Here is an 11,722-nt window from a genome sequence, read left to right as displayed (position 1 = left end):
TTCTAAACGCTCAGGACACCATGGTGTCAACTCTTAATTCGCATGATCAGGTGATAATCGTCGTGGAACTGGTTGACGTAGGCGTAGATCTTGCGCGTGACCGTCACGCCCACGTCCACGTTGAACTGGTTGATGAGCATCCGGTCGGCCGGGAGGTCGGGGTCCACCTCGTCGACGACGGCCAGCTTCTGGAACGTGAGTGCGCCGTCGACGAACACCTCCGTATCCTCATACCGGGAGATGATCCGGGTGTCGACGGGGGAGGTGAACTCGATTCCCGGCTCGCGGGGACCGATGCGGGCGACGTAGTGCGGGAAGCGCTCGCCGCGTTCGTCCGTCCAGTCCTTGACGCCGATCCAGAAGGCCCGGGCCCAGCCGTGGCCGGAGCCGTCCAGGATGGCGGGGTATTCGTAGCCGGGCGAGGCGCCGCAGTCGACGAAGCACTCCTGGTTGGCGCCGCCTTCGGAGTAGATGTTGTGGAACTCGCCGATGTCCAGCCAGAAGCCCCTGAACTGCGCCCGGGCTTCACCTGCGCCCAGGAGCACGGCCAGCGTTGCGACAATGGTAAACGATCGTTTCATCGCGTTCGTCGGTTGTGGTTGCGCGAGGAACAGAGGGAGGCACGCCATGCGGGGAGGTGAAAGGCCCTGCCCCGCATGGCCGGGCCGTCAGAACGTGAGCCGGAGCCCCAGGGTGAACCGGCGCGGGTTCAGGAACGTGTTGAACCGGAAGTTGGGCATGTCGATGTAGGCCTTGTCTTCCAGGGCCTGTTGCAACTCGTCTTCGGGGACCGGCTCCCAGGCGTTGCCGTTCCAGCGCGAGTAGGTCCCTGTGTCACGGGCCCAGTACCAGGCCCGTTCGGTGCCGGCATCGGGCTGGGCCGGCAACGTGTTGCGCGGCTCGATGGGCTGGAACGGCACGCCTTCCTTCCGGAAGTCGCCCGGCTTGTCGTTGCCCGGTACCCAGATGTAGGGCAGGTTCTGCTTGTCCTTGAAGGCACAGTCCCTGGCCCTGACCTCCTCCTGGGCACAGGTGACCTGGTTGAGGCCGTCGAAGATGTCGCCGGGCAGGTGGAGGGACCACATGTACCGGTCGAAGTCCTGGTTGACGTCGGCAAAGGCTGCCTGCGAGTAGAGGTGTTTCTGGTTGAAGACGTTGTCGATGTCCAGGAACAACTGCAGGTCGGCGAATGGGGTATCGATGTGTTTCGTGAACCGCAGGTCGAAGTTCAGGAAGCTTTTCCAGGCGATGTTGTTCTGCAGTTCGGGGAAGAACGACCCGCCGCCGCCGTGCCAGGTCCACTTTTCGCCGGAGCGCCATTCGCCCAGGAAGCTGACGCGCCAGTCGGAGAGCGGATGGCCGCCGGCCAGCTCCGGCCCGAAGCCTTCGGGAGTCATGAGGATGAGGTTCATCCGGGCGAAGGGCTGGGCCAGCGGGGCATCGATGCGGTAGTCGGTGGAGGTTTGCAGGTACTGCAGCTGGTCGAACGAGTTTTCGAAGAACTGGGCGAAGCCGAAGTTGCCGGTCTTGGTCTGCAGGTAGGTGTAGTTGATGAAGCCGCGCAGCCACTCGCCCCGGTTCTTCGAGAGGGTGAACTCGGCCCCGCGCACGTCCTCGTAGTTCCAGGGCCGGCGCATCCGGTAGTTGACGAAGTCGCCCAGGCCGTGGAAGGTCACCTCCCGGGGCTGGTTGCGGATGTCCCGGTAGAAGCCGGAGACGCGCAGCAGGAACTGGTCGAACAGGTTCTGGTCGAAGCCCAGTTCATAGGCCACGGTCTGGGGCATGGGGTGCTCGGGGTTGCCGAGGATGTCGATGCCGCCCTGAGGTGAGGAGGTGACCGTGAAAGTGGAGAACGGATCCAGCATCTGCCGGAAGTGGCCGTAGTTGAAGTAGAGCTTGCTGTTGGCCGTGATGGGGAAGGAGACCCCCAGGCGCGGGCTCAGGAAGGCCTGCGCCCCCGGGTTTTCCTTGGGCAGCAGTTCGTCGAGGACGTCTTCCTGCCCGCGAAGCGCTTCGTGGTAGGGGTTATCCAGCACCCACCATTCCGTGTTGGGGTCGAAGTAGTCCAGGCGCAGGCCCAGGTTGGCGATCATGCCCTGGAATTCGAGTTTGCCCTGCACGTAGGCGGCTCCCTGGATGGGGGAGCGGTTCCACTCGTGGTGTTCGTAGAAGAAACCGAGTTCCTGGCTGAGGCGCTGGGAGAACACGTCGTAGTTGCCCACGATCAGTTCGGCCCCCGTCTTGATCTGGAGCACGCGGTTGATCTGGCTCGTCAGGTCGAAGCGGCCGGTGAAGAGGCTCACGTCGGTCGTGTCGCGTGTCTTGTTCCAGTGGCCGCCGGTGGATTCGCTGGTGCCGATCAGGTTGCCACCCAGGCCCGAGTAGCCCAGCGGGGCCTCACCGACGCAGTAGGGCACGGCTTCGCCGTCGCCGGTGAGGTCGCTCCGGCCTCCGAAGCAGAAGGGTTCTCCGAGGCCGGTCGGGAACCCGCTTTCGCTGTTGAGGCCGCCGGTGGCGAAGGGCCGGGCGACGACGGCGCCGGGCGTGCACGAGATGCCGTCGGGTCCCTGCCCGGAGGGCGGGCACACGAACGCCCCGTCCCGCAGGTTGGCGAACTGGTGCCGGTACTTCGAGGAGAGGTTCTGCAGTGTCACCTCGTAGAAGGTGCTGGCGTTGAGCGTGTGGGTGAACGTGACGCCGAACATGGTGTGGTCGATGTTGCCCCGGCTCATCAGGGCGTCCGAGTAGACGGCGTCGGCCCGCTCGGCCGAGATGGCCGTGACGGGCTGCACCTCCAGGGCGCCGTCGGCGTTGAAGCCGTTGATCAGGGTTTGCCAGGGATAACTTGGCAGGTTGCCTTTCCAGAGCGTGACCCGCGGGGCGTCGCCGTGCGGGGTCATGCCGCGCTCGGTGGCCCGCATGGCGTGCAGGGTCAGCTTCATGTTCGACTGGATGTTCGAGATGAGCTTGCCCTGGAAGGTGTTGGCGTCGTAGGACTTGCGGGTCTGGGGGATGCTGTAGGCCGTCTGCGTGCCCCGGTAAGAGAACAGGAAACGCAGGTCACCGAGCTTCTCGCTGAGGCCCGGGATCAGGGGGCCGCCGAGCGTGAAGTCCGCCTGGTAGTCCGGAATGTCGATCGAGTTGTCTTTCCGGTGGGTGTAGCGGTAGTACTCGGCCATGTCTTCCGGGGCCACGTCGAAGCCGGCGGCCTGCAGGCCGGCCGCCGCCTGTTCCCAGCCGTCGAAGGCGTTGTACTGGCGCTGCGTGTAGATGTCCCACGATCCGTTCTCCGTTCCCGTCCTGGCAACCGCCGGGTCGAAGAGCGGGCGGATCCAGTAGGCGTCGCAGTTCGGGTCGATGTTGTTCGGGTCGCTGTAGTCGCAGTTCTCCGGCAGCCGTCCCAGGGCGTTGAAGGCCTTGTCCTGGGGCGGTGTGAAGCGGAAGAGGCCGTCGAACATGTAGCGGTTGCGGGGCGGCTCTTTGGTCGTGACGTTGACGACACCGGCCCGGACGTTGCCGTACTCGGCGTTGAAGCCGCCCGTCTGGATCTGCACCTCCTCCAGCGCCGTGTAACTGATGTTGGTGAAGGGGTCCTGGTCACGCCCGGTTCGCAGGTTCAGCCCGTCCATCACGAAGGCGAGCTCGCTCAACCCGCCCCCGCGGACCTGCAACCCGGGTTCGATGCCGGCCTGCAGGTCCAGCACCTCGCTCACCCCGGCCACCGGCAGGTCGACGAACTCCTCCGGCGTCAGGTTCGCCACGTTCGCCGACACGTCGAGCTGCACGATGGGCCGCTGTGCCGTGATGGTTACCTCTTCCAGGCCGACGGCTTCCTCCCGGAGCTGGAAGTTGATCTCCGTGGTCAGGCCCGCGCTGACGTGTACGTCCTCGACGAGCGCGGTGGTGAAGCCCACGAACGAGGCCCGTAACGTGTAGGAGCCGGGACGCACGTTGATGATCGTGTAGTACCCGTCCACGTCCGTCGTGCTGCCCTGCGTTGTGCCGTCGATGACCACGTTGACACCGGGGAGCGGAGCGCCGTTGACGTCGGTGACCCGGCCGGTGATCTTGCCCGTCTGGGCCTGGGCCGTCACCGCTGAGCCTGCAACGAAGAAGACGAGGATGTGTAGTAGCCGTGCCAGTCTCATAGCCTGCTCCTTGTTGAACGGTGGGTTGATGGGATCCCGCTGCCACATGCGGGCTCGCCGCGCTCCCTACGGGGCCCGGCAAACCGGCACCCGCCGAAGCGCTCTGGTGCAAAGGGGAAAGGGCGTCCTTTCGCTGCACCCCCACAAACCAGGCCATAGCGGCGGGCGACACACCCGGGAAAAGCCGCTTTTGCCCCTTTCCGCTTCTCCAGGAAGGACGTGCTCCCGGATCCTCTTTGCCGAATCGGTTCCTCGAGGCGACCTCCGGCCCCGGCAAGGGATACCGTGCTGCCGCCTGTGGCGATGTCGGGGTTGGTTGGTCTCGGTCGTGTATATCAACAGGCGGGGTTCAACGCGGCACATCTGCACGCCGCAGCAAGCCGCCTGGGCACAACAAGGAAAATCAGAACCGTGGGGTACGCTCACGCGCTACGGTTAAGATAAAGTAAAAATGATTTAAAAAAAAAGTACCCCCTGTTTTTCTTTGGTCTCGCCCGAAAGGATGGCGGTGCCTGCGACCTACATTCCGCCGGCGTTCCGTCCCGGCAGGACGTGACCACAACACCGGCGACTGTGAGGACGGCACCCGTCCGGAGTGGGGCGCCTGCCCTTCGCAACGGCAGGCGAGCGCTTCGACGGGAGCTTTTTTTGGGGTTTATGCTTTTGTACGCTAACGACTTGTATGGGGGTGCGTCAAGGGTAAAAAATGATCCCCCATGCCCTGCGCCGGGCGGTGTGGAACGGGGTTGCACGGGGCGCTCCTCGTCAGCGGGGCAGGCCGGGGCCGTCTCCGGTCCCGTTCGTTTCCTCTTCGCCGCCGGCTTATCTTGATCCGTTCGACCTCCGGCATCGCAACACAACACACGGGGACCGCCATGCCCATGCGTTTCGCCATCGTGCTCCCGGTGATCCTGGTCCTGTTGCCGGCCTGCACGGCACCGCCCGATGAGACCCTTACGACCTGGCAAACCTACCTGGGGGATCCCACGAGCAGCCAGTATGCCGCCCTCGACCAGATCAACACGGACAACGTGGACCGGCTCCGGGTGGCCTGGGTCTATCACACCGGCGATGCCGGCCCGGACGACGGCACGCAGATGCAGTGTAACCCGATCGTCGTGGACACGGTGCTCTATGCCACCTCGCCGAGGCTCAAGGTGCTGGCCCTTCACGCCGCCACCGGAGCGGAACTCTGGACCTTCGACCCCTTCGCCGGCGGTGACCGGCCGGAAGGACCGGGCATCAACCGGGGGGTCGCCTACTGGGCCGCGGGCGACGACCGGCGCATCCTGTTCGTGGCCGGCGCCACCCTCTATGCCCTCGACGCCGCCACCGGGCGCCCGATCACGACCTTCGGCCGGGGCGGCCGGGTGGACCTGAAAGCCGGCCTGGGCCGGGACGTCTCGGACCTCTATGTGACTGCCCGTACGCCGGGCATCGTCTTCGAAGACCTGCTCATTCTCGGCTCGTCGCTTTCCGAGGGACCCGCCACCGCGCCCGGCCACATCCGCGCCTACGACGTGCGGACCGGCGAGCAGGTCTGGATCTTCCACACCATCCCGCACCCCGGCGAGTACGGTTATGAGACGTGGCCGCCCGAGGCCTGGAAGACGGTCGGCGGGGCCAACGCCTGGGCCGGGATGAGCCTGGACGTCCGGCGTGGCCTCGTCTTCGTCCCCACCGGATCGGCCGCCTACGACTTCTACGGCGGCAACCGCCACGGTGAGAACCTCTTCGCCAACACCCTCCTCGCCCTCGACGCCCGCACCGGCACACGCCGCTGGCACTTCCAGACGGTCCACCACGACCTCTGGGACCGCGACCTGCCGGCTCCGCCCAACCTGGTCACCGTCGAGCGGGACGGGCGGCGCATCGACGCGGTGGCTCAGATCACGAAGACGGGCTTCGTCTTCGTGCTGGACCGGGAGACAGGCGCCCCCCTCTTTCCCGTCGAGGAGCGCCCGGCCCCTCCGTCCGATCTGCGCGGTGAGGCGGCCTGGCCGACGCAGCCGGTCCCGCTCAGGCCGCCGCCCTTCGTCCGCCAGACGCTGGCCGAGGACGACCTGAACGACCTCACGACGCCGGAAGGGCGGGCCGCCCTGCGCGAGCGGTTTCGCACGCTCCGTCGCGGCCATCTCTTCACCCCCCCGAGTACCGAGGGGACGCTGATCTTTCCGGGCTTCGACGGGGGCGGGGAATGGGGCGGTGCCGCCTACGACCCGGAAACGGGATGGCTCTACGTCAATGCGAGTGAGATGCCGTGGATCCTGACGATGGTGGACGTGGAACCCCGCGCCGGGCAGGAGCTGACCTCGGCGGGCAAGTACCTCTACACGGTCTCCTGTGCCGGCTGCCACGGCGCCGATCGCGAGGGGCATGCCGGCTTTCCGCCGCTACGTGACCTGGCACGGCGCCGCTCCGAGGCCGACGTGCGGCGTATCCTCGAACGGGGAAGCGGCTTCATGCCGTCATTCCGTCATCTGTCCGAGGCGCAGATGGCGGCGCTCATGGCCTTCCTCTTCGACCGCGAGACCGGGACGCCCGGCCTCGACCCGGCCGCCATCCACCGGGAGGCGGGCCTGCTGCCCTACGCGCATACGGGCTGGCACCGCTGGCTTACCCCGGAAGGATATCCCGCCGTGAAACCCCCGTGGGGCACGCTGAGCGCCATCGACCTGAACCGGGGAGAGATCGTCTGGCAGGTGCCCCTGGGCGCGGTGCCCGCGCTCGCGGCCCGGGGCCTGCCGCCCACCGGCACGGAGAACTATGGTGGCCCCGTCGTCACCGCCGGCGGTCTCGTGTTCATCGCGGCGACGAAGGACGAAAAGATCCGCGCCTTCGACAAGCGGACCGGCACGCTGCTCTGGGAAGCGGACCTGCCCGCCGGGGGCTACGCCACCCCCGCCACCTACATGGCCGGAGGCCGGCAGTACGTCGTCGTTGCGGCCGGAGGGGGCAAAATGGGCACGAAGTCCGGCGATGCCTACGTGGCCTTCGCCCTGCCGGACTGACGGCCCGCTGTGCGGCCTGAAGGGGGCAATCGGACGCACCACGTGTCCGAAGCCGTGGGCGTGTCACGTTGCCAGCTTCATGGCCACCGGGTCCCACCGGTAGATGCGCTCCTCCCAGTAGCTGTGGTTCGAGAGCAGCGACGGGGCGGCGGCCCGGTAACCGAAGGCGGCGTCCTCGTATACCGGGCGGCCTTCGCGGACGGACTCGAAGAAGAACACGAAGTGGTCGTAGCGGCTATCGTAGCCGTCGGGCACGCGGAACTCGTAGCTGGCCGCAGGTTCGGGGCGCTCGCGGGTGGTGTGCTCGGCCCTGTACTGTTCGATGAAGGCCTGCTGCACGGCCTCGGAGAACGTCCGGACCGAGTTGTACCCGCGCACGATGGCGTCGAGCGAGGGTTCGCGGCGGGGGCGTTTCGAGACGACGAGGCGGTTGTCTTCGACGGCGATCATGCCTTCGTCTCCGATGAAGCGGAAGAAGGAGTCACCGCCGCCCCCGTGCGCGAAGTTGGACTGCAGCGCCACCGTGAAAGAGGGATGGGTGTCGGTTTCGGGATAGTCGAACAGGCCGAGCGTTACGTCCGGCATGTCGCGGCCGTCCTTCCAGAAGCGCAGGCCGCCCATGGCGGCCACGCGGGTCGGTCCGAGGCTGTCGAGCGTCTTGTGGATGCCGGTGAAGAGGTGGACGAAGAGGTCGCCGGCCACGCCCGTGCCGTAGTCCGAGTAGCCGCGCCACCAGAAGAAGCGTTTCGGGTCGAAGGGGTGGCGGGGGGCCTTGCCCAGGAAGCGGTCCCAGTCGATGGTTTCGGGCGAGGCGTCGGGCGGGATCGAGTACTGCCAGGCCCCGATGGCCGAGTTCCGGTTCGTGGCGGCTTCGACCATGTTGACCGCGCCGATGACCCCTTCGCGCACCAGTTCCCGGGCCTTGTCGAAGAGCAGGGAGCTGGCATACTGGCTGCCGACCTGGAGCGGCTTGCCGGTTCGCCGCTGGGCTTCGATCACGCGGGGGCCCTCCTCCAGGCTGTGCACCATCGGCTTTTCGAGATAGACGGCCTTGCCGGCCTCCAGGGCGTCGATGGCCATCTGGGCGTGCCAGTGGTCCGGTGTGCAGATGAGCACGGCATCGACGTCGTCCCGGGCGAGGATCTCCCGGTAGTCGCGCGTGGTCGTCACCGAGGGGCCGTAGACTTCCCGGACCCGGTCGAGCCGTCCCGTGTAGCAGTCGGCCGCCGCCACGAACTCGACGCCGGGCACGGCCAGCGCCGTGTCCGTGTCGATGAAGCCGATGATGCCCATGCCGATGGTGGCGATCCGGACGCGGTCGCTCGGGGGGACGGGGCGGGCCGCCCGGGGACGGAGCCGTTCGCTCCGGGCATCCGCATCCTCTTTGAGGAACGGAAGGGCGAGGCCGCCTGCGGCCGTGGAGGCGGCGGCCAGGCGCAGGAAATCGCGACGAGAGGTTGGTTTGCCGGCCATGACGTTGAGGGTATGGATGAGGGGGAAAGCTGAAGCGCCGCGTGGGGTCGTTGACACGGGCGCAGGCGTGGTGGGATGACTCCGAAGGGCCATCCAAAGTATGGATTAATCTAATGTTTTTTCTCCACGAAGTCGAAAACAGGGGGTGGTTTTGGTCCCTCTGTTGTCGGTGGAAGGGCGGGCGGGTCGTGGTGCGCAGTCTCCGGCCGGGCAATCCCTCGCCCGTCGAGGTCGGGGAGCGGAATCCCGGAGCGTTTCGGCGGCGGCCGGTTCGGGATCGCTGCTGGCAGGAACAAGCCCCGGCGCCGGCGTTTTGAAGCGGCGTCGGGGCTTGTCTTAATCACCCAATCCGCACCCTTTTTCCGTGCGCACCTGGTATCGAAACCTGGACTATCTGGCGCTCCTGCTCTGGATGGCGCTGGTGGCGGTGGGGCTGACGGCGATCTACAGCACCACGCATGGCCCGGCCTCCGAGTTTTTGCTCGAGAGTGTGCGGCGCAACTTCGAGCGGCAACTCTTCTGGGCGGCGATCTGCCTGGTGGGCATCGGCATCGCCCTGCTGTTGCCGGTGCGCTTCTTCCAGAAGACGGCCTATTTCATTTATGCGTTCACCCTGCTTTTGCTGGTGGCCGCCCTGGCGTTCGGGCGGGAGATCAACGGGGCGAAGTCGTGGCTGTACATCGGTTCCGTCGGGTTGCAGGTGTCCGAGCTGGCGAAGGTGGGGACGGTGCTGGCCGTGGCACAACTGCTTTCCTCCCGGCGCCCGCACGCGCGCAACGTCCGCTACGCCATGCTGGCGGTGGCCCTGATCGTGCTGCCGGCGCTGCTGATCGTGCTGCAGAACGATATGGGCACGGCGCTCGTCTTTTTCGGGCTGGTGCCGGTGATGCTCTACTGGAGCGGCCTGCCCCTGCACACGCTGCTGCTGATGGTCTCGCCGGCGGTGGCCGGCTACCTGGCCGTCGTGTACTGGCCCGCCGCGCTGGCTTTTGCCGTGCTCTTTACGCTGGGGATGTACTGGCACACGCGGGAGCGGTACGTCACGGTGCTGGCCGGGCTGTTCACCGGCGGCACGCTGTTCCTGGTATCGGTGGCCCTGACGAGGATCCTGCAGCCGTATCAGGTGGCGCGTATCCTCTCCTTCACGAACCCGGAGGCGGAGGAATTCCGGGACAATGTGGGCTTTCACCTGGTGCAGTCGAAGGCCGCCATCGGCTCGGGCGGGCTGACGGGCAAGGGCTTCATGGAAGGCACGCAGACGCAGGGCGCGTACGTCCCGGAACAGTCGACCGACTTCATCTTCAGCGTCATCGGGGAGGAATGGGGGTTCCTCGGCACCATGCTCGTGCTGACGCTGTTCGCCCTCTTCCTGGTCCGCCTCGTGATGCTCGGCACGCAGGTCAAGCATCCGTTCGGGGTGATGGTGGCGGCCGGGGCCGTCGGGGTCTATCTGATCCACATCTTCATCAACATCGGGATGGCGACGGGGCTGTTGCCGGTGATCGGGATCCCGCTGCCGTTCCTCTCCTATGGCGGCTCGGCGCTGCTGGCCAACACGGCCATGTTTGCCATCGCCCTGACGTTGCACATGCGCCGCGATGACTTCTCCATCTACGGATACTGATACCGAGCGGCTCACGGCCTTTCACGCGGCGGCCGAACGGCTGGCCGAACAGGCTCCGGTGCTGCTTCGCACGGCACTGGGCTCCGGGGGCGCGGAGGCGGATCTTTTCCTCGAGGCGAGCCTGTACCACCGGATCACGCTCGACGGGAGCCTGCGCGGGCGCTCGCTGCGGCTGGGAGCGCCCCGCGTCGAACGGCACGACGTCGCGGGACTGGGGGTGCGTGTGCGCCGCGGCCGGGCGATGGGCTATGCGGCGGCGGAGGGCCTGGACGGGACGGGGTGGCACGCCGCTGCCGGGCGGGCGGCGGCCACGTTCGGAACGGGCCGGACCCGGGGGGAGGCGCGGGCCACCGTCCATACGGGCCGGGCCGTCCTCCCACCGCGCCTGCCGCCCGATGCCCCGGAGACGGCCGGCATCCCGGAGAAACGGATCCTGCTCGAAACCGCGATCGAGGCCGCCTTCGCCTTCGACGAGCGGGTGGTGCGGGCCCGGGCAACCTACTACGACCGCACCCGGCGTGTGGCCGTCCATACCTCGTGGGGCCGTGCCGCGGCGACGGCCACGATGCTGCTGGGGCTGCGCGTCGAGGTGACGCTGGCGGCAGGTCGCCGTGGGACGGGCACGCGATCCGTGACGGCCTGTGCGATGACCGGCGGTGCCTGCGGGCTCGGCCATTTTTTTACCCGTGCTCCGGAGGCCGTGGCCCGCGAGGCGGTCGAGCGGGCCGCCGTGTTGCTGGAAGCCCGTCCGCTGCCGCCCGGCCCGGTGCCGGTGGTGCTGGCCGCCGGCTGGGGCGGGGCGTGGCTGCACGAGGTCGCCGGGCATGCGTTCGAGGCCGACGTGGCTTCGGAAGCCGGCTGCCGGGTCGGGGCGCGCGTTGCCGGCGCCGGCCTCACCCTGCTGGACGATCCTACGCTGCCGGACGGGCGCGGCACGGCCCCCTTCGACGATGAGGCCACCCCCACCCGGCCCACGGTGCTCGTCGAGGACGGCGTTCTGTGTGCCCTGCTGACCGACCGGGCCTGCGCCGAAACGCTCGGCCTGCCCGTGACCGGGCACGCCCGCCGGCAGGATTACCGCCACGCCCCCCTGCCGCGCATGACCAACCTCGTCCTGGCTCCCGGCGCGGCCACACCTGCCGACCTGATCGCCGGCGTGCGGGACGGGCTCTACGTCCGCACCGCCGGGCACGGGACGCTGCAACCCGGCACGGGGACGTACACGCTCGAGGTCGTCGAGGGCACCCGCATCGAAGCCGGACGGCTGACGCATCCGGTCGCCGGGGTGCGTCTCGAAGGTCGCCTCGCCGGCGCCCTCACCGGCATCCGGGGCGTCGCCCGGGATGGACGCCTGGAGACGGCCCGCGGTATCTGCGAAAAGGCCGGGCAGACGGTGCCCGTCTCCGTCGGTATGCCGACCGTGCTCGTGGAGGGGATGACCGTCGTTTCACGTTCCAGGTTGTAGG

6 protein-coding genes are annotated in these 11,722 nt (G+C 67.5%); 3 read left to right on the top strand and 3 right to left on the bottom strand.

The features are described from left to right. Positions 1-26: 26 nt before the first annotated feature. Both GQ464_RS06330 and GQ464_RS06325 read right to left on the bottom strand, forming a co-directional pair. The gene (locus GQ464_RS06330; protein WP_166981377.1) at positions 27-581 is read right to left on the bottom strand and encodes a hypothetical protein; all 555 of its coding nucleotides are present in this window, start codon (positions 579-581) and stop codon (positions 27-29) included. Positions 582-668: 87 nt separating this feature from the next. Continuing rightward, positions 669-4,148 carry a TonB-dependent receptor gene (locus tag GQ464_RS06325; RefSeq protein ID WP_228350670.1) on the bottom strand — a complete coding sequence of 1,160 codons (3,480 nt, stop codon included), beginning with the start codon at positions 4,146-4,148 and terminating at the stop codon, positions 669-671. 875 nt (positions 4,149-5,023) lie between these two features. Here GQ464_RS06325 and GQ464_RS06320 point away from each other — a divergent pair. Next, positions 5,024-7,159 (top strand): outer membrane protein assembly factor BamB family protein, encoded by a 2,136-nt coding sequence (locus GQ464_RS06320; RefSeq protein WP_228350669.1) that lies wholly within the window; start codon positions 5,024-5,026, stop codon positions 7,157-7,159. A gap of 63 nt (positions 7,160-7,222) precedes the next feature. Here the strand turns inward: GQ464_RS06320 and GQ464_RS06315 are convergent, their stop codons facing one another. Continuing rightward, positions 7,223-8,632: a Gfo/Idh/MocA family protein gene (locus tag GQ464_RS06315; RefSeq protein WP_166981383.1), complete on the bottom strand. Its 1,410-nt coding sequence runs from the start codon at positions 8,630-8,632 to the stop codon at positions 7,223-7,225. Between the two features lie 364 nt (positions 8,633-8,996). Between GQ464_RS06315 and rodA the strand changes: the two genes are divergently transcribed. Further along, positions 8,997-10,256, top strand: coding sequence for a rod shape-determining protein RodA (gene rodA, locus GQ464_RS06310; RefSeq protein ID WP_228350668.1), 1,260 nt, complete (start codon positions 8,997-8,999; stop codon positions 10,254-10,256). Beyond that, positions 10,231-11,721, top strand: coding sequence for a TldD/PmbA family protein (locus GQ464_RS06305; protein ID WP_228350667.1), 1,491 nt, complete (start codon positions 10,231-10,233; stop codon positions 11,719-11,721). The genes rodA and GQ464_RS06305 overlap by 26 nt, the downstream gene beginning before the upstream one ends. Position 11,722: the final 1 nt, after the last annotated feature.

Source organism: Rhodocaloribacter litoris, assembly GCF_011682235.2.
In the GTDB taxonomy this organism is placed as follows: domain Bacteria; phylum Bacteroidota; class Rhodothermia; order Rhodothermales; family ISCAR-4553; genus Rhodocaloribacter; species Rhodocaloribacter litoris.
Note: the sequence above shows the minus strand (reverse complement) of the source record. Positions and strands in the feature narration are given on the sequence as shown.

Coding starts and splice junctions, on each gene's coding strand:
- GQ464_RS06330 (WP_166981377.1), bottom strand. CDS start 581: ATGAAACGATCGTTTACCATTGTCGCAACGCTGGCCGTGCTCCTGGGC.
- GQ464_RS06305 (WP_228350667.1), top strand. CDS start 10,231: ATGACTTCTCCATCTACGGATACTGATACCGAGCGGCTCACGGCCTTT.
- GQ464_RS06325 (WP_228350670.1), bottom strand. CDS start 4,148: ATGAGACTGGCACGGCTACTACACATCCTCGTCTTCTTCGTTGCAGGC.
- GQ464_RS06315 (WP_166981383.1), bottom strand. CDS start 8,632: ATGGCCGGCAAACCAACCTCTCGTCGCGATTTCCTGCGCCTGGCCGCC.
- GQ464_RS06320 (WP_228350669.1), top strand. CDS start 5,024: ATGCCCATGCGTTTCGCCATCGTGCTCCCGGTGATCCTGGTCCTGTTG.